Annotated in this window: 16 protein-coding genes; 11 read left to right on the top strand and 5 right to left on the bottom strand. The window is 71.4% G+C overall.

The features are described from left to right. The first annotated feature begins 321 nt into the window (after positions 1-321). Positions 322-1,149, top strand: coding sequence for a sulfurtransferase (locus P8T65_RS11730; protein WP_316725355.1), 828 nt, complete (start codon positions 322-324; stop codon positions 1,147-1,149). A gap of 163 nt (positions 1,150-1,312) precedes the next feature. On the opposite strand, the gene sepH is transcribed toward P8T65_RS11730, so the two are convergent. The 3 genes from sepH to P8T65_RS11715 form a co-directional block, all read right to left on the bottom strand. After that, positions 1,313-2,347 (bottom strand): septation protein SepH, encoded by a 1,035-nt coding sequence (gene sepH / locus P8T65_RS11725; protein ID WP_184900201.1) that lies wholly within the window; start codon positions 2,345-2,347, stop codon positions 1,313-1,315. Between the two features lie 401 nt (positions 2,348-2,748). Continuing rightward, positions 2,749-4,068 (bottom strand): D-arabinono-1,4-lactone oxidase, encoded by a 1,320-nt coding sequence (locus tag P8T65_RS11720; protein ID WP_316725354.1) that lies wholly within the window; start codon positions 4,066-4,068, stop codon positions 2,749-2,751. Next, positions 4,028-5,269, bottom strand: coding sequence for an MFS transporter (locus tag P8T65_RS11715; RefSeq protein ID WP_316725353.1), 1,242 nt, complete (start codon positions 5,267-5,269; stop codon positions 4,028-4,030). The genes P8T65_RS11720 and P8T65_RS11715 overlap by 41 nt, the downstream gene beginning before the upstream one ends. A gap of 160 nt (positions 5,270-5,429) precedes the next feature. Between P8T65_RS11715 and P8T65_RS11710 the strand changes: the two genes are divergently transcribed. Both P8T65_RS11710 and P8T65_RS11705 read left to right on the top strand, forming a co-directional pair. Then, positions 5,430-6,560 (top strand): ferrochelatase, encoded by a 1,131-nt coding sequence (locus P8T65_RS11710; RefSeq protein ID WP_316725352.1) that lies wholly within the window; start codon positions 5,430-5,432, stop codon positions 6,558-6,560. Between the two features lie 8 nt (positions 6,561-6,568). Beyond that, a complete protein-coding gene (locus P8T65_RS11705; RefSeq protein WP_316725351.1) occupies positions 6,569-7,387 on the top strand; it encodes an inositol monophosphatase family protein in 819 nt (272 codons plus the stop codon). 232 nt (positions 7,388-7,619) lie between these two features. On the opposite strand, the gene P8T65_RS11700 is transcribed toward P8T65_RS11705, so the two are convergent. Then, the gene (locus tag P8T65_RS11700) at positions 7,620-7,793 is read right to left on the bottom strand and encodes a hypothetical protein (RefSeq protein ID WP_184900211.1); all 174 of its coding nucleotides are present in this window, start codon (positions 7,791-7,793) and stop codon (positions 7,620-7,622) included. Positions 7,794-8,204: 411 nt separating this feature from the next. Between P8T65_RS11700 and P8T65_RS11695 the strand changes: the two genes are divergently transcribed. From P8T65_RS11695 to P8T65_RS11680, 4 genes are all read left to right on the top strand, one after another. After that, positions 8,205-8,858 (top strand): response regulator transcription factor, encoded by a 654-nt coding sequence (locus P8T65_RS11695; protein WP_009340866.1) that lies wholly within the window; start codon positions 8,205-8,207, stop codon positions 8,856-8,858. A gap of 6 nt (positions 8,859-8,864) precedes the next feature. Next, positions 8,865-10,121, top strand: a complete 1,257-nt coding sequence (locus P8T65_RS11690) for a HAMP domain-containing sensor histidine kinase (protein WP_316725350.1) — start codon at positions 8,865-8,867, stop codon at positions 10,119-10,121. A gap of 406 nt (positions 10,122-10,527) precedes the next feature. Further along, complete coding sequence (locus P8T65_RS11685) at positions 10,528-10,824, top strand: DUF4193 domain-containing protein (protein ID WP_005481602.1); 297 nt, start codon at positions 10,528-10,530, stop codon at positions 10,822-10,824. 13 nt (positions 10,825-10,837) lie between these two features. After that, positions 10,838-11,794, top strand: a complete 957-nt coding sequence (locus P8T65_RS11680) for a hypothetical protein (protein ID WP_316725348.1) — start codon at positions 10,838-10,840, stop codon at positions 11,792-11,794. 626 nt (positions 11,795-12,420) lie between these two features. Here the strand turns inward: P8T65_RS11680 and P8T65_RS11675 are convergent. Next, positions 12,421-12,885 (bottom strand): DUF3093 domain-containing protein, encoded by a 465-nt coding sequence (locus tag P8T65_RS11675; RefSeq protein WP_316725347.1) that lies wholly within the window; start codon positions 12,883-12,885, stop codon positions 12,421-12,423. A 113-nt stretch (positions 12,886-12,998) separates the two neighbouring features. Here P8T65_RS11675 and P8T65_RS11670 point away from each other — a divergent pair, with 113 nt between their 5' ends. From P8T65_RS11670 to P8T65_RS11655, 4 genes are all read left to right on the top strand, one after another. Then, positions 12,999-13,583 (top strand): PaaI family thioesterase, encoded by a 585-nt coding sequence (locus tag P8T65_RS11670; protein WP_184900218.1) that lies wholly within the window; start codon positions 12,999-13,001, stop codon positions 13,581-13,583. Continuing rightward, positions 13,580-14,128 carry a dUTP diphosphatase gene (gene dut / locus P8T65_RS11665; RefSeq protein WP_316725346.1) on the top strand — a complete coding sequence of 183 codons (549 nt, stop codon included), beginning with the start codon at positions 13,580-13,582 and terminating at the stop codon, positions 14,126-14,128. The genes P8T65_RS11670 and dut overlap by 4 nt, the downstream gene beginning before the upstream one ends. Position 14,129: 1 nt before the next feature. Beyond that, positions 14,130-14,906, top strand: coding sequence for a DUF3710 domain-containing protein (locus P8T65_RS11660; protein ID WP_033525191.1), 777 nt, complete (start codon positions 14,130-14,132; stop codon positions 14,904-14,906). Between the two features lie 191 nt (positions 14,907-15,097). Then, the gene (locus tag P8T65_RS11655) at positions 15,098-17,740 is read left to right on the top strand and encodes an ATP-binding protein (protein ID WP_316725345.1); all 2,643 of its coding nucleotides are present in this window, start codon (positions 15,098-15,100) and stop codon (positions 17,738-17,740) included. The last annotated feature ends 39 nt before the right edge of the window (positions 17,741-17,779 follow it).

Raw genomic sequence — 17,779 nt, 5'->3', positions numbered from 1 at the left:
GGCCCCTGGCGGAGGCCGTGTCCGTCGCCCTCGGTACGCGTGTACCGCGTCCACGCGCGATCACGCCCCGTGCCGATACTCGCACCACCCGTAGCGCCACAGGTCCGCGCCGCACCGCCGCTCGACGCGCGGGTACGCGTCGCGCGGGTACGCGAGGATGACCGGCTCGCCGGTCCCGGCTCTCGTCCGCGCCGCCGCCGTGTGGTGTCCGTCAGCTGTACAGCTCGTGCCTGATCCCGTACGCCCGGTGATCGGCACCGCTCGGCGGGCAGAGTAGCGGGCGCCGGGCGAGGCGGCCACCCCGTGCGCGAGGATGGGGCCATGAACGCCATCATCTCGGCCCCCGAACTCGCCAACGAGCTTGCGGGAGCCCGTCCGCCGGTGATCCTGGACGTCCGCTGGCAGTTGGGCGGCCCCAACCTGCGCCCCGAGTACGAGAAGGCGCACATCCCGACAGCCGTCTTCGTCGACCTGGACGCCGAACTCGCCGGTCCGGCCGGTTCCGGCGGCCGCCATCCGCTGCCCGACCTGGACGGTTTCGGTACGGCGATGCGAGCGGCCGGCGTCTCGGCCGACCGTGCCGTGGTCGTGTACGACGGCGGGCTCAACTGGGCCGCCGCGCGCGCGTGGTGGCTGCTCCGCTGGGCCGGCCACCCCTCGGTGCGGGTTCTGGACGGCGGCCTGGCGGCTTGGACGGGCGCGCTGACGGCGGAGATCCCGGACCCCGCCCCGGGGACCTTCGAGCCCGTCCCCGGCGCGCTGCCGCTGCTCGACGCGGACGGCGCCGCGGCGCTGGCCCGCACCGGGCTGCTCCTGGACGCGCGGGCCGCCGAACGCTACCGGGGCGACGTGGAGCCCATCGACCCGGTCGGCGGGCACATCCCGGGCGCGGTGTCGGCCCCGACCACGGAGAACGTGGCCGAATCCGGCCTCTTCCGGACCGCCGCCGAACTCTCCGACCGCTTCAAGGGACTCGGCGCGACCGCCGACTCCGAGGTCGGCGTGTACTGCGGCTCCGGTGTCTCCGGCGCCCACCAGGTGCTGGCGCTGGCCGTGGCGGGCATTCCGGCGGCCCTCTACGTGGGCTCGTGGTCGGAGTGGTCCCGGGACGGCGACCGCCCGGTGGCGACCGGACCCGACCCCCAGTGACCCGGCGCTGACGGCACGCGTGGGGCCCACGTCTGAACGACGTGGGCCCCACACACGTATGAATGACCGATCCCGCACCCGAAATGGCATCGGAGACCGCACCCGAGAGAAACGGATCTGCTGGAAGGAGTGACCGCTCCGACCCCCGACCGCCGTAGTCCTGCTACTCCTGTTTCTTGCGTCTCGTACCGAAGACGATCTCGTCCCAGCTCGGCACCGCGGCGCGCCGACCCGGTCGGACGCCGTCCGCCTCGGCCTGGCGGTCGGTGGCACCGATCAGGCGGTCGCGGTGGCCGTTGACCGAGCGCGGCATGAGGACGTCCGCGTAGGCGGAACCTGCCGAGGCCGCGGGAGCCGCGGACTCCTCCTCCGCCACTTCCTCGACGGAGACGGAGTCCTCCTGTGGTTCGGCGGAGGGCAGTTCGGGCACCACCAGGTCGCCCCGGTAGCTGGGGACGGCCTCCAGGATGCTGGTGAGCGAGTCGCGCTCGCTCACGATCTCCTCGTCGGCCTCGGGCGGCGCGGGCAGGACGGGACGTTCCGCCTGGCGGTCCAGGGGTCTGTCACGGGGCAGCCGCGCGATCCTCGGCACGAACGGGAAACTCGGCTCGGGCGTCCCGAGGTCGTCGGACTCGCCGATCAGCGACCGCGCTTCGTCGTCGACGGCCTGGACGAGCCGCCGGGGCGGGTCGTAGGTCCAGCTCGCCGAGTGCGGTTCGCCCGCGACGCAGTACACCAGCAGCACTTCCCAGGTGCCGTCGTCGCGGCGCCACGAGTCCCACTGAACGGTGTCCTTCTCTGCGCCGCGCAGCAGCAGTCGCTCCTGGACGGCCTCGCCGAGCTGGGGTCCCGCGGCGTTCTCGCCGGGGCGGCGGACCGGGGTCTTGCGCGCCCGCTCGGCCATGAAGGCACGCTCGGCCAGGACGGGACCCTCGAAGCGACGGACCCGATCGACGGGGATGCCGGCGAGCTGCGCGACCTCTTCGGCCGTGGCCCCCGCGCGTATCCGCGCCTGGATGTCACGGGGGCGGAGATGGCTCTCCACCTCGATCTCGATCTGGCCGAGGCGGGGTCGGTCGCCGCGCACGGCGGCACGCAGCCGTTCGTCGATCGGAAGCGTGTACTCCGTGGAATCGGCAGCCTTCAGCACCAGCCGTGTGCCGTCATTGGAGACGGCCACGACACGCAGTTCGGGCATGGGGACCTCCCGGGTGGTGCCTGCCGACGTCACGTGCGTCGCTGCTTCCGCTAGTCGAGTGTGGCCTGCCCGGGTGCAGCCTGCCACAACCTTGCCGAGTTGCCCGGCGTGTCGGGCGTGAGCCCGAGGTCGCCGTTATGGCACGGTTATCAATTCGCAACGCTAAGTGACGAACCTCATCACCCTGTGCAACGATCCCCCTCCCGGCGGTCCTCGAAGGCCCCGGACACCCTGGCGGGAGTCCGGACCCAGGGCTCGCAACAGTACTCCATTCGGGCCACTTGCGTGGATCGGCACGCCGCTCAACTTCTCATGGGAGACGTCAATGCGCCGCCGGAACAGACCTTTTCGTGACCCCGGGAGGGACGTGCTTCACATGATCGCCAGAACCGTCCGTCCGGCTACGCCCCGAGCACGCGGCGCAAGTAGTCGTTCTGGAAACGCCGTTCGGGGTCGAGCCGGTCACGCAGCGCGGTGAACTCGCCGAAGCGGGGATAGACCTTGGCGAAGTAGTCCGTGTCCCGCGTGTGCACCTTGCCCCAGTGCGGCCGTCCCTCGTGCGCGGTGAAGATCCGCTCGGCGGCGGTGAAGTAGGCCTGATAGGGCGTGCCCCTGAACATGTGCACGGCGACATAGGCGCTCTCGCGGCCCGAGGCGGTGGAGAGCGTGATGTCGTCGGCCGGAGCGGTGCGCACCTCGACCGGGAAGCTGATGCGCAGGTTCGAACGGTCGACCATCGCCTTGAGTTCACGCAGCGTGTCCACGACGGCCTCGCGCGGAACGGCGAACTCCATCTCCACGAACCGCACTCGGCGCGGAGAAGTGAAGACCTTGTAGGGGATGTCGGTGTAGGTCCGCGCGGACAGGGCGCGGCTGGAGATCTGCGCGATCGTCGGGATGGTCGCGGGAACCGCCTGTCCGACCCAGTTGGCCACCTGGAAGACGCCGTTGGAGAGGAACTCGTCCTCGAACCAGCTGTTCAGCTGTGGTACCGGCTTCTCGGGGCCCGCGCTGCGGTTGTTGCGCTTGGTGTTGGTGTTGCCGGTGTGCGGGAACCAGTAGAACTCGAAGTGCTCGTTCTCGGCGTGCAGTTCGTCGAACTCGGCCAGCACCCGCTCGAACGGCATCGGTTCCTCGCGCGCCGTGAGCAGGAAGATCGGCTCCACGGCGAAGGTGATCTCGGTGACGATGCCGAGGGCGCCGATGCCGACGCGGGCCGCGGCGAACACGTCGGGGTTCTCCGTCGCGGAGCAGGTCAGCACCGACCCGTCGGCGGTGACCAGTTCGAGCCCCCGGATCTGGGCGGCGATCGAGGCCGAGTCGCGGCCGGTGCCGTGGGTGCCGGTGCTGGTCGCGCCGGACACCGTCTGCTCCATGATGTCGCCCATGTTCGTGAGCGAGAGCCCCTCGCGCGCGAGAGCCAGGTTGAGCCTCTTGAGCGGAGTGCCGGCGGCGACCGTGACGGTCATGGCGTCACGGTCGATCTTGCGTATGCCCGTCAGCAGTTGGGGACGGATCGCCACGCCGTCGGTCGCGGCCACGGCGGTGAACGAGTGGCCCGTACCCACGGCCTTCACCCGGAGGTCGTCCTCGGCCGCCTGCCTTACGGCCGCGGCGAGTTCCTCGACGGTGGCCGGGGTGACCTCCCGTACCGGGCGGGCGGTGACGTTCCCCGCCCAGTTACGCCACGTGCCGCTCTTGCCGATCACTGTGGTGCTCATGGGGCCCTCCCCGCCTTGGAGCCGGCCTGCGCAGCCGGCCGTACCCGAGAAAACCGACCGCGACCGCGACGGCCCCGGAGGCCGCCGGAACCACGTACCCCGCCTTCGCCCCGGCTGCGTCGATCACCCAGCCGGAGACCGAGGATCCGAGCGCCACCCCGACCGCGAGCCCGGTGCCCACCCAGGTCATGCCCTCGGTCAGTTGCGTGCGTGGTACGTGCTCTTCGATGAGGGACATCGTCGTGATCATCGTGGGTGCGATGGACAGACCCGCAACGAAGAGCGCCACGGCCAGAAACGGCAAGTTTCCGACCAGTAGGAGGGGGATCATACTCACGGCCATGCCGCACACGCCCAGCAGCCAACGACGTTCCGCCGCACCGGAGAAGCGCAGCAACCCGAAGACGATGCCCGCGGCGCAGGAACCGGCCGCGTAGAGGGCCAGAACCACGCTCGCGGCGGCCTTGTGGCCCCGCTCCTCGGCGAAGGCCACGGTGACCACGTCGACGGCTCCGAAGATCGCTCCGGTGGCCACGAACGTGGCCACCAGGACCTGCAGTCCGGGCGAACGCAGCGCCGAACGCCCCCTGTCGTGCCGCTCGCGCGGGTGCGGCGCCGGCTCCGTGGCGCGCTGGGCCGTCAGCCAGAAGACCCCGGCCGCGAGGAAGCAGGCGGCGAGCAGCGGTCCGGCCTCCGGGAACCACGCCGTGGACAGCCCGATGGAGATGATCGGCCCGAAGATGAAGCACACCTCGTCGACGACCGACTCGAAGGAGTACGCGGTGTGCAGTTGCGGGGTGTCCCGGTACAGGGCCGCCCAGCGCGCCCGGGTCATCGCCCCGAGGCTCGGCACACAGCCGATGCCGGCCGAGCAGAGGTACAGCACCCAGTCCGGCCAGCCGTAGTGCGCGGCGACCAGGAGGCCCGCGGCGGCGGCCAGTGCCACGAGGGTCGCCGGACGCAGTACCCGCCGCTGCCCGTACTGGTCCACCAGACGGGAGATCTGCGGGCCGAGCACGGCGGCGGACAGCGCGATGGTCGCCGAGAGCGCGCCGGCCAGGCCGTACCGGCCGGTGAGCTGGGAGATCATGGTGACCACGCCGATGCCCATCATGGACAGCGGCATCCGGCCGAGGAGTCCCGCGGCGGTGAAGCCCTTGGTGCCGGGTGCGGCGAACAGGGCGGTGTAGGGGCTGGGCACGGGGGCTCCGGTCGTTCCGGGAAGCGGAGGGGCGAGTTCCTCGTAAGGCGCGAACTCCGTCGATACAGCTTACGAGTGAGGTCACCCTAAGTCATCCTGGGGCTGGGCTCGGGATGGGCCGGGATCCCGCCCGTCGGTGCCGGGTGGCAGGATCGGAGACATGCCACACGCGCACGACGCCACCCCCTACGACGCCCTGCTCCTGCTCTCCTTCGGCGGCCCGGAAGGCCCGGACGACGTGGTCCCGTTCCTGGAGAACGTGACACGGGGTCGAGGCATCCCCAAGGAGCGCCTGAAGGAAGTCGGGCAGCACTACTTCCTGTTCGGCGGGGTCAGCCCCATCAACGACCAGAACCGCGCCCTGCTGGACGCCCTGCGCAAGGACTTCGCCGAGCACGGCCTGGACCTGCCGGTCTACTGGGGCAACCGCAACTGGGCGCCCTATCTGACCGACACCCTGCGCGAGATGGTCGCCGACGGCCGCCGCCGCATCCTGGTCCTCGCCACCAGCGCGTACGCCTCGTACTCGGGCTGCCGTCAGTACCGCGAGAACCTGGCCGACTCGCTCGCCACCCTGGAGGCCGAGGGCCTGGAGCTGCCGAGGATCGACAAGATCCGGCACTACTTCAACCACCCCGGCTTCCTGGAACCCATGATCGACGGCGTCCTGGAGTCGCTCGCCAGCCTCCCCGACGACGTCCGCGACGTCGCGCACCTCGCCTTCTGCACGCACTCCATCCCCAACGCCTCGGCGGACACCTCCGGCCCGGTCGAGGACCACGGGGACGGCGGCGCGTACGTCGCGGAGCACCTGGACGTCTCGCAGTTCATCGCCGACGCGGTGCGCGAGCGGACCGGTGTCGAACACCCCTGGCAGCTCGTCTACCAGTCCCGTTCCGGCGCCCCGCACATCCCGTGGCTGGAGCCGGACATCTGCGACCACCTGGAGGAGCGCCACGCGGCCGGCGTCCCGGCCGTCGTGATGGCACCCATCGGGTTCGTCTCGGACCACATGGAGGTCCTGTACGACCTCGACACCGAGGCCATGGCCAAGGGCGAGGAACTGGGCCTGCCCGTCCGCCGCTCGGCCACCGTGGGCGCCGACCCCCGGTTCGCCGCCGCCGTCCGCGACCTGGTCCTGGAGCGAGCGGCGAGCGAGCGCGGCGAGGACGCGGTCACCCCGTGCGCCCTCGGCACGCTCGGCGCGAGCCACAACCTGTGCCCGGTCGGCTGCTGCCCGGCCAGGACCCCGCAGCCCGCCGCCGCGGGCGTCGACAGCCCGTACGCGTGAGGAGCACCGTGACCGACCAGCCCGAGCGTCCGGACGGCCTGAAGGCCGAACTGCTGGAGATCGCCCTGGACGCCGCCCGCCGAGCGGGGGACTTCCTGCGCGACGGCCGGCCCGCCGATCTCGGCGTCGCCGCCACCAAGTCCAGCGCGGTCGACATCGTGACCGAGATGGACATCGCCTGCGAGAAGCTGATCACCGGTCTGCTGGCCGAGCGCAGGCCCGATGACGGCGTGCTCGGCGAGGAGGGCGCCAGCGTCGCGGGCACCAGCGGTGTCCAGTGGGTGATCGACCCCCTCGACGGGACCGTCAACTACCTCTACGGACTGCCCAGTTGGGCCGTCTCCATCGCTGTCCGGGTGGACGGCGAGACGGTCGTGGGCGTGGTCCACGCCCCGGTGCGCGGCGAGACCTTCCGGGCCGTCCTCGGCGAGGGCGCGTTCCTGAACGACCGTCCCGCGCGCGTGCGACCCGCCCCGGAGCCGGAGCTGGCCCTCGTCGGCACCGGCTTCGGCTACCTGGCCGAGCGCCGGGCCAAGCAGGCCGACGTACTGCGCGAGCTGATCCCGCACGTCCGGGACATCCGGCGCGGCGGCTCGGCCGCGATCGACCTCTGCGACGTGGCCGTGGGCCGCCTCGACGCGTACTACGAGCGCGGTCTGAACCCCTGGGACTACGCGGCGGGCGACGTCATCGCCCGGGAGGCGGGCGCCCTGACCGGTGGCCGCCCCGGAGAGCCCCTCTCGACCGACCTGGCCATCGCGGCCCCACCGGTCCTCTTCGAGGCCCTCCAGACCCGCCTGGACGCCTTGGGCGCCTGGCACGACTGAGGCCCACACCGGAGCCACACCAGAAAAGGGCGCCCTACGGCGAGTGAGCCGAAGGGGCGCGCCTGTGTCGAGACGGCGATCGCGCGCAGCGCCCGACGAAGGAGGGCCGAGCACGATCGCCGACTCGACACAGGCTGAGGCGCCCCGGAGGCGAACCGAGCCCCAAAAAAACCAGCAATCCCCCCGGTCTGGATCTTCCGGGGGGATTGCTGTCGTGCGCGTGGGCCGTGGATCAGACGCTCTGCGCGCCGACCTCCACACCGTGGTCGGCGGCGAGGCGGCGCAGGTCGTCGAGCTCGCCCTGCTCCACCTCGACGAGGAAGTCGTCGCCCTCGTCGCGAGCCCTGGTCAGGTCGGACTCGGTCGCCCTTATGCGCTGCAGAAGTCCTGCGGTGAATGCGTCCATGCTGCGCCCCCTCGTCCTGGGTCGTGGGTCGTTGGCACGGGGGTGTGCCGTTCGGAAGGGGCGATCACGTCTCCTGTGGATGCCCAGCGCCGCCCTGGCCGGGCGGCGACGGTGCCGGACACCCACGCCCACTCTGCGGAAAAGCGGATGCGTGCCGCATGGTGGTGCGGCACAAGCAGAGCGTGATCGCGGGGTGTAAAGCCGTCCTCCCCTCGGTCTCTCGGACGGAAACCTGAACCGGACGAAAAAATCCCGCATTCCCGGTCGAGCGCCCCCGCCCTTCCCGGCCGAGGTCGTCTTACAGCCGACTTACGGCCGAAAAAGGCAGGATGGAGGTCACACACCCACGAACACCCTGCCCGTGCGCGCCTGTGACGCGCTACGCGGGTGGACAGAGGAAGGACAAGCGACGTGCGCGTACTCGTCGTCGAGGACGAGCAGCTGCTCGCCGATGCGGTGGCCACCGGACTGCGCCGGGAGGCCATGGCCGTCGACGTCGTGTACGACGGTGCGGCCGCCCTGGAACGCATCGGCGTCAACGACTACGACGTGGTCGTCCTCGACCGCGACCTCCCCCTCGTCCACGGCGACGACGTCTGCCGCAAGCTCGTCGAGCTCGGGCTGCCCACGCGCGTGCTGATGCTCACCGCGTCCGGCGACGTGAGCGACCGTGTCGAGGGCCTGGAGATCGGCGCCGACGACTATCTGCCCAAGCCCTTCGCGTTCAGCGAGCTCATCGCACGCGTGCGTGCCCTCGGTCGGCGGACGAGCGTGCCGCTGCCGCCCGTCCTGGAACGCGCCGGCATCAAGCTGGACCCGAACCGCCGCGAGGTCTTCCGCGACGGCAAGGAGGTCCAGCTCGCGCCGAAGGAGTTCGCGGTCCTGGAGGTGCTGATGCGCAGCGAGGGCGCCGTCGTCTCGGCGGAACAGCTCCTGGAGAAGGCCTGGGACGAGAACACCGACCCGTTCACCAACGTCGTCCGCGTGACGGTCATGACGCTGCGCCGCAAGCTCGGCGAACCGCCGGTCATCGTCACCGTGCCCGGTTCCGGTTACCGGATCTGATCCGCCATGGCCACGACCCCCGCGCCCCCGCTGGCGCCCCCGAAACCCACCTGGGACCCCAGGCGGCCCCAGAACCCGCTCCCGTGGCTGCGCCCGACCATCCGGATACGGCTCACGCTGCTGTACGGCGGCATGTTCCTGATCGCCGGGATCCTGCTGCTGTCGATCATCTATCTGCTGGCCGCCCAGGCGGTGAACACGGGAAACGCGCCGCTGTTCAAGATCGTGGGCGGCACGGACATCAGCGTCACCAGCGAGAAGTGTCCCGCGGTGGACGCCGGCTCGACCAATGTGCGGCTCGCGGACTTCAACGCCGCGATCTCCGCCTGTATCGACGCCCAGCGCCAGGTGGCCCTGGACACCCTGCTGAGCCGGTCCCTGCTGGCGCTGCTCGGGCTCGCCGTGATCGCCTTCGCCTTCGGGTACGCGATGGCGGGCCGGGTCCTCGCGCCGCTCGGCCGGATCACCCGCACCGCGCGCGCGGTGGCCGGCTCCGACCTGTCCCGCCGTATCGAGCTGGACGGCCCGGACGACGAGCTGAAGGAGCTGGCGGACACCTTCGACGAGATGCTGGAGCGGCTCCAGCGGGCCTTCACGGCCCAGCAGCGGTTCGTCGGGAACGCCTCGCACGAGCTGCGGACACCCCTCGCGATCAACCGCACCCTCCTCGAAGTGCACCTCTCCGACCCGAACGCGCCGACCGAACTGCAACAGCTGGGCAAGACGCTGCTGGCCACCAACGAGCGCAGCGAGCAGCTCGTCGAGGGTCTGCTGCTGCTCGCCCGCAGCGACAACCAGATCGTCGAGCGCAAGCCGGTGGACCTCGCCGAGGTCGCCTCCCGGGCCATCGACCAGGTGCGCTCCGAGGCGGAGGCCAAGAAGGTGGAGATCCGCGGTGAACGGGCCCCCGCGGTCGTGCAGGGCAACGGCGTCCTGCTGGAGCGGATCGCCCTGAACCTCGTCCAGAACGCCGTCCGGTACAACGTGCAGGGCGCGGACGGCTGGGTGGAGGTCACCACCGAGCTCCAGCACGGACAGGCCCTGCTGGTGGTCACGAACACCGGGCCCGTGGTCCCGGCGTACGAGATCGACAACCTTTTCGAGCCGTTCCGGCGGCTGCGTACGGAGCGCACGGGGAGCGACAAGGGGGTGGGCCTCGGCCTGTCGATCGTCCGCTCCGTGGCCCGCGCGCACGGCGGCCACATCGCCGCCCGGCCACGTGAAGGAGGCGGGCTCGTGATGCGAGTGACCCTTCCGGTCTGAGAAAATGACCCCCGGTTCCGGGACGTGTTCGCTTTGCGCGGAATTTCCCGGGCGCCTGATCGAAACGGTCGTGCACGACCGATGTGTGATCGATCACAGGGGCGATTTTCCAGCCATCTACCGAGCGTGATCATGAGGCCGTCGTAAAGCCGGGAAAATCCGGGTTTTCGGGGGTTGAGATCACGGGAAGTACATGCTGAGGCGCCTTTGAAATGCAGCCTCAGGACCGTGTACGGTCCCGTTCGCCATCCAAGCCGATCACTCTTGAGGAGTCCGGTTGGGTGTCGATTGAGTAACAGACCTTGATGTGAGGCAAAATCTCCGCCTCAGGTCGGGCACAAGTCCGGCCTCTCACGCGTTACGTGCGCTGGAGACACCGCAGACACCCAGAGGGGGAGAGCGCGACATGGCAACGGATTACGACACCCCACGCAAGACCGACGACGACGTCGACTCGGACAGCCTGGAAGAGCTCAAGGCTCGCCGGAACGACAAGTCGACGTCCGCCGTGGACGTAGATGAGTTCGAGGCCGCCGAAGGCCTGGAACTGCCCGGGGCCGACCTCTCGAACGAGGAGCTGGCCGTCCGGGTGCTGCCCAAGCAGCAGGACGAGTTCACCTGCATGAGCTGCTTCCTGGTGCACCACCGCAGCCAGCTGGCCCGCGAGAAGAACGGTCAGCCGATCTGCCGCGACTGCGACTGAGGCAGGGTCGGCCGTGACTGGCTCGACCCCTCCTTGGAAGCGCCGCTCCCGCAAGGGGGCGGACCAGGGGCCGTACGACGGCTCCGACGGCGTGCGTGACGACGAGCGGGGCTCCTCCGAACAGGGAGCGGCCTCGCTCGAACGTGCGTCCGGTTCGGCGTCGGGGAAGGCCACGGACGAGCAGGGACGCCTGCCCGTTCCGGTGGACGATCCGGCGCCGGTCGCCAGGCGGCGCGCGGCCGTCGCCGCCGTCCGGGACGGAGTGAAACAGGGCCTCAAGGTCGGGGCCCGCAAGAGCGGTGACCGGGCCCGAGCGGGGCTCGCGTACATCACCGACCGAGTCATCGAGATCGCCCCACGGATCCCCGTGCGCGATCTCGCGACCCTGCGCGCCCAGTTCCCGGGGCTGGGACCCGAGCAGATCGCCGACAAGCTCGTCGCGGGGGCGGCCAACGCGTCCTCCACGGTGGGGGCGGGTGTCGGGGCCGCGGCGATGCTGCCGACGCCGCCCGCCATGCCTGCGGAGCTGGCCGCCGAGATCACCGGCGTCGCCGCGATCGAGCTGAAGCTCATCGCCGAGCTGCACGAGGTGTACGGGGTGCGGCCGCCGGGGAATCTGCGGCAGCGCAGCACCGCCTATCTGGACTCGTGGTCCGGTGAGCGCGGGATCGACGTGACCAGGCCGTCGACGATCAACTCGGCGCTCGGTGGACAGATGAAGCGGCAGCTGCGGCAGCAGATCATGAAACGGATGGTGCGCAATCTGCCGAACCTGATGCCGTTCCTGGTCGGTGCCGCGGTGGGGGCGGTCATGAACCGCCGGGACACCAAGCACCTGGCCGAGCGGATCCGCAAGGACCTGCGGCGCATGCAGGTGCCGTGGGAGGCGTTGCCGGAACTGCCTCCGCTGGAGAAGCCGGTGGATCCTCTGACGGTGGGGGAGCTGCCGAAGGAACTCGGCGGCGGCTGACGCGTGACGCCGCCGGTCGGCTGCGGGTGGCGCCGATCGAGGGGGCGCCCCGGTCCGGCACCGCCGGGGGCCGCCGTCGTGGCTCATGGGCGTTGCGGCGGGAGGAACGTGGCTGTGCCCGGACCGGATCGTAGGGCCTGGACCGGCCGACGGGCGGCTCGGTGGGAGGGGCCGGTGCGGCGGCTGGGGGGCTTCTCGGCAGTAAGGGTTGAGTAGGGAAAACCGGGCACTCTCGCACGCCTGTGCGGGTGGGTGGTGGGTCTACTCCGCCGCCGTGAGGCTGTTTCGCGCCGGGTGACCCGGCCGCGCGCCGCGCCGCCACATGTCGTCCGCCGCCAAGCGCCCCGCCGCGTTCCGCCGCCGAGCAGCCCGCCGCGTCGCCGTGCGTTGGCTCGCCGGCCGACGAGCCGGTTGTCTGCTGCCATGGGTCGCCGCCCGCGAGGCGTGTGCTGTGTCGCCGCGAATGGCTGGGTGACCGACCGTGGGCCGCGTCGGGCTGTGGGTGGCCGACAGCTCGCGCGCTGCGTCGCCACGCGGCGTCCGTCCGGGAGCCGTGCGGCGCCGTGTGTCGTCGGCCAGCAGGTCGCGTGCGGGGCTGCCGTGCCGGTCGAACCGCTGGACGCTCGCTACGCCGTCGTTTTCCTCGCCGCTGCCAGGGCCGCGACGACGGCTTCGGGGTTTCGGGTGGACAGGTAGACGTAGGGGGTCGGGTCGTTCGGGTCAGTGATCGGGATGCGAAGGGCCGTCGGGATGTAGGCGCGCAGGAGCATGAAGGCGTGGGGGTTGGCCTTGTGCGTGCGCCAGGCCTGCGCCTCCTCCCGGTCCAGGATCTCCGGTTCGCCGAGGGCGCTCACCGGGATTCTCGCCTCGCCCGCGATCAGGGAGTCGCCGACGACACGGATGCGGATCGAGCCGTAGGAACTGGTGACGACCGCGGCGATCGCGGTCCCGCCCACGAGGCCGCCCAGCAGGGGGAGCGTGCCGAACGGCAGCATGATCAGGGCCATCGAGACGCCGACCAGGAGGCAGACGAGCCACCAGGCGCGGGGAGCCGTGAGCCGTTCTTCGTACGGCGGGACGGAGAGCTGCATGGCGTCAAGCTTGGCACGCGGACCCTCCGGCCCCGGACGTAGGGGCGTCCGAGGGGAAACCCTGCCCGTAGGGGCGATGGCCGGACGCTGACGGGCGGGTAAGGTCTGCGGCTGTGAGAGGTACTTCCGCGGCCCTGCGGCCCCCGGCGGACGCCACGGCGCCCGTACGCCATCCCGAGGCACCCGCCCCCGGTGAGCTGCTCGGCGCGCACTACGGGCAGTGTTTCGGCTGTGGTGGCGAGCAGCCCCACGGGCTGCACCTGGAGGCCAGGGCCGGCGAAGGTGTCACTCTCACCGCCGAGTTCACCGTGCGGCCCGCGCACCAAGGCGCTCCGGGACTGGCCCACGGCGGGGTCCTGGCCAGCGCCCTGGACGAGACCCTCGGCTCCCTCACCTGGCTGCTGCGCACCATCGCGGTGACCGGACGCCTGGAGACCGACTTCCTGCAGCCCGTCCCCGTGGGGGCCGTGCTGCATCTGAGGGCCGAGGTCACGGCCGTGGCCGGACGGAAGATCTTCGCGCGGGCCGAGGGACGCGTCGGTGGCCCCGACGGACCGCTGGCCGTCCGTGCCGACGCGCTCTTCGTCGAGGTCAAGGTCGACCACTTCATCGACCACGGCCGCGAGGAGGAGATCCAGGCAGCCATGAAGGACCCGGACCAGGTACGGCGGGCCCGAGCCTTCGAGGTGAACCCGTGAGCGGCGGCCGTCCCCCTCTCGAGGTCCTCGTCCGGCGCGTCGACCCCGACGTGCCGCTGCCGGACTACGCGCGGCCCGGTGACGCGGGCGCCGATCTGCGCACCACGGAGAGCCGGGAGTTGAAGCCCGGCGAACGTGCCGTGCTGCCCACAGGGGTGTCCATCGCGCTCCCCGAGGGGTACGCGGCCTTCGTGCACCCACGCTCCGGTCTCGCCGCCCGCTGCGGCGTCGCCCTGGTGAATGCCCCGGGGACGGTTGATGCCGGGTACCGTGGGGAGATCAAGGTGATCGTGGTGAATCTCGACCCGTATGAAGCCGTACGGTTCGAGCGCTTCGACCGGATTGCCCAACTGGTCGTCCAGCAGGTCGAGAAGGTGCGCTTCCAGGAGGTGGCGGAGCTTCCCGACTCGGCGCGGGCCGAGGGGGGCTTCGGGTCCACCGGCGGTCATGCCGCCGTGGACGGAGCAAGCGGCACAAGCAGCACAAGCGGCACAACGGGTGGGAATCGATACGCTTCGGTCGTATCCGACCGGGAAGGACAGTGACGTGTTCGGACGTCGCAAGAAGAAGGGTTCCGCTGAGGACGCGGCGGACGCGGCGAGCGAGGCCGAGCAGGTCGACGGCGTTGCCGGGGAAGCCGACGCTGAGGCGGACGTCGAGCGGGAGCGCGTGCGGCTGGAGCCCGAGCCCCGGCCGGACGGGCCGTGGGACAGCTCCGAGGTGCGCGAGCCCGGCGAGGGCCGGGTCGACCTCGGTGGCATCTTCGTGCCCGGAGTCGACGGCATGGAGCTGCGGGTGGAGGTCGCCGGTGACGCGATCGTCGCCGCGACCGTCGTGCTGCGCGACAGCGCGGTCCAGCTGCAGGCCTTCGCCGCGCCCAAGCGCGAGGGCATCTGGGGCGAGGTCCGCGAGGAGATCGCCTCCGGCATCACCCAGCAGGGCGGGGTCATCGACGAGGTCGAGGGTCCGCTGGGCTGGGAGCTCCGCGCTCAGGTGCCGGTGCAGCTGCCGGACGGCACGGGTGGCTTCCAGGTGGTCCGCTTCGTCGGTGTGGACGGGCCCCGTTGGTTCCTGCGCGGAGTGATCTCCGGGCGGGGTGCGGTGGAGCCGCAGACCGCCGGGCTGCTGGAGCAGATCTTCCGGGACACGGTCGTCGTCCGCGGTGAGGGCCCCATGGCTCCGCGTGACCCGATCGTCCTGAAGCTGCCGAACGACGCGCAGATGGTCCCCGAGGGGGTCCAGCAGGAGGAGCAGGCCGGCTCCCGCTTCTCCGGCGGCATGGGACAGCTGCAGCGCGGGCCGGAGATCACCGAGGTGCGCTAGCCGTCCGACCGAGGCCGTCAGGGAACTGCGGGTCCGCGCGACCGGTCGTGCAGTTCCCCGCGCCCCTCGGGGCGCCGGCGTCAGAGTTGTGTCAAAGAGGCGGCCCCCGGCCGCCTCTGTCCTTTTTGCCGTGATTATTGGCCGTAAGGTCGACGCTGCGTGGGCAGTGGTCACGGGAAGACAATGGGGACATGGGGCGCGGAAAGCTTCGGATCTACCTCGGTGCGGCACCGGGCGTCGGCAAGACGTACGCCATGCTGTCCGAAGCGCACCGCCGGATCGAGCGCGGCACCGACTGCGTGGTGGCCGTCGTGGAGCACCACGGTCGGCCACGCACCGAGGTGATGCTGCACGGGTTGGAGCAGGTTCCCCGCCGGACGCTGGAGTACCGCGACTCGGTCTTCACCGAGATGGACGTGGCCGCCGTGCTCGCCCGGCGGCCCCGGGTCGCCCTCGTGGACGAGCTGGCCCACACCAATGTGCCCGGTTCCCGCAACGGCAAGCGCTGGCAGGACGTCGAGGATCTGCTCGCCGCCGGTGTCGACGTGGTCTCGACCGTCAACATCCAGCACCTGGAGTCGCTCGGTGACGTCGTCGAGTCCATAACCGGCGTACGGCAGCGCGAGACCGTCCCCGACGAGGTGGTGCGGCGGGCGGACCAGATCGAGCTGGTCGACATGTCGCCGCAGGCGCTCCGGCGACGGATGGCGCACGGCAACGTCTACCAGCCGGACAAGGTGGACGCCGCGCTGTCGAACTACTTCCGCCCCGGGAACCTGACCGCCCTGCGGGAGCTGGCGCTGCTGTGGGTGGCGGACCGGGTCGACGAGTACCTCAACGCCTACCGCAGCGAGCACCAGGTGTCGCGGATATGGGGCTCCCGCGAGCGGATCGTGGTCGGGCTGACCGGCGGCCCCGAAGGGCGGACCCTGCTGCGGAGAGCCGCCCGGCTCGCCGAGAAGGGTGCGGGCGGCGAGGTCATGGCCGTCTACATCGCCCGCAGCGACGGGCTGACCTCCGCCTCGCCCAAGGAACTCGCCGTCCAGCGCACCCTCGTCGAGGACCTCGGCGGCACCTTCCACCACGTCGTCGGCGACGACATCCCCGCCGCGCTGCTGGCCTTCGCGCGCGGGGTGAACGCCACCCAGATCGTGCTGGGCGTCTCGCGCCGCAAGAGCTGGCAGTACGTCTTCGGTCCGGGCGTCGGCGCCACCGTCGCCCGGGACTCCGGGCCCGACCTGGACGTCCACCTGATCACGCACGACGAGGCGGGCAAGGGGCGCGGCCTGCCCGTCGCCCGGGGCGCACGGCTCGGCCGGGCCCGGACGATCTGGGGCTGGCTGGTGGGGACGGCCGGGCCGGTGCTGCTCGCGCCGCTGCTGGCCAACTTCGAGACCGACCTCGGTCTCGCAAACGACATGCTGCTCTTCCTGACGCTCACGGTGGCCGCGGCCCTGCTCGGCGGTCTGCTGCCCGCCCTGGCCGCGGCCGTGCTGGGCTCGCTGCTGCTCAACTGGTTCTTCACCCAGCCCGTGCACACGCTGACGATCGACGACCCGACGAACATCGTCGCCATCGTGGTCTTCATAGGGGTCGCGGTGGCGGTGGCCTCCGTGGTGGACCTCGCGGCCCGGCGCACGCACCAGGCGGCCAGGCTGCGCGCCGAGTCGGAGATCCTGTCCTTCCTCGCGGGCAGTGTGCTGCGCGGGGAGACCAGCCTGGAGGCACTCCTCGAACGGGTGTGCGAAACCTTCGGCATGGAGTCGGTGGCCCTGCTGGAGCGCGAGAGCGAGGTCGACCCGTGGACCTGCGCGGGCAGCGTGGGTCCCCGGCAGATGGACCGGCCCGAGGCCGCGGACGTGGACATGCCGGTCGGCGACCACACGGCGCTCGCCCTCTCCGGCCGCGTCCTGCCCGCCGAGGACCGCCGGGTGCTGGCCGCGTTCGCCGCCCAGGCCGTGGTCGTCCTGGACCGCCGACGTCTCCAGCAGGAGGCCGACCAGGCCAAGGCGCTGGCCGAGGGCAACCGCATCCGCACCGCGCTGCTCGCCGCCGTCAGCCACGACCTGCGCACCCCGCTGGCCGGCATCAAGGCCGCCGTGTCCTCCCTGCGCTCCGACGACGTGGCCTGGTCGGAGGAGGACGAGGCCGAACTGCTCGCAGGGATCGAGGACGGCGCCGACCGGCTCGACCACCTCGTGGGCAACCTCCTCGACATGTCCCGCCTGCAGACCGGCACGGTCACCACCCTGATCCGCGAGATCGACCTCGACGAGGTGGTGCCCATGGCGCTCGGCGGCGTCCCCGAGGGCAGCGTCGGGCTGGAGATACCCGAGAGTCTGCCCATGGTCGCCGTCGACCCCGGCCTGCTGGAGCGCTCCGTGGCCAACATCGTCGAGAACGCCGTCAAGTACAGCCCGCCCGCAACGCCCGTCCAGGTCTCCGCGAGCGCTCTCGCCGGCCGCGTCGAGGTCCGGGTCGCCGACCGCGGCCCCGGCGTCCCCGACGAGGCCAAGGACCGCATCTTCGCCCCCTTCCAGCGCCATGGCGACGCCCCGCGCGGGGCCGGCGTCGGCCTGGGTCTCGCGGTCGCCCGGGGCTTCGCCGAGGCCATGGGCGGCACGCTCGACGCGGAGGACACCCCCGGCGGCGGCCTCACCATGGTGCTGACCGTGAGGGCCGCACAGAACGGCTCCGGGCCCGTCACGGACTCCTCGTCGGGCACCGACCCGGCCGCGGACACGTCTACATCGGCGGACGCCGTCCCGTCGGCGGACCGGACCGCCGACGCACCGGTCGGCACGGCCACATCGGCAGAGAGGCGAACCACATGAGGCGGCAGCTGAGGGGGCAAGTGAGGCGGCCCATGATGC

Source organism: Streptomyces sp. 11x1, assembly GCF_032598905.1.
In the GTDB taxonomy this organism is placed as follows: Bacteria; Actinomycetota; Actinomycetes; order Streptomycetales; family Streptomycetaceae; genus Streptomyces.
This window is presented reverse-complemented; position numbering and strand designations above follow the sequence as displayed.

Coding starts and splice junctions, on each gene's coding strand:
- P8T65_RS11675 (WP_316725347.1), bottom strand. CDS start 12,885: ATGCAGCTCTCCGTCCCGCCGTACGAAGAACGGCTCACGGCTCCCCGC.
- P8T65_RS11710 (WP_316725352.1), top strand. CDS start 5,430: ATGCCACACGCGCACGACGCCACCCCCTACGACGCCCTGCTCCTGCTC.
- P8T65_RS11690 (WP_316725350.1), top strand. CDS start 8,865: ATGGCCACGACCCCCGCGCCCCCGCTGGCGCCCCCGAAACCCACCTGG.
- P8T65_RS11730 (WP_316725355.1), top strand. CDS start 322: ATGAACGCCATCATCTCGGCCCCCGAACTCGCCAACGAGCTTGCGGGA.
- P8T65_RS11720 (WP_316725354.1), bottom strand. CDS start 4,068: ATGAGCACCACAGTGATCGGCAAGAGCGGCACGTGGCGTAACTGGGCG.
- sepH (WP_184900201.1), bottom strand. CDS start 2,347: ATGCCCGAACTGCGTGTCGTGGCCGTCTCCAATGACGGCACACGGCTG.
- P8T65_RS11655 (WP_316725345.1), top strand. CDS start 15,098: ATGGGGCGCGGAAAGCTTCGGATCTACCTCGGTGCGGCACCGGGCGTC.
- P8T65_RS11700 (WP_184900211.1), bottom strand. CDS start 7,793: ATGGACGCATTCACCGCAGGACTTCTGCAGCGCATAAGGGCGACCGAG.
- P8T65_RS11685 (WP_005481602.1), top strand. CDS start 10,528: ATGGCAACGGATTACGACACCCCACGCAAGACCGACGACGACGTCGAC.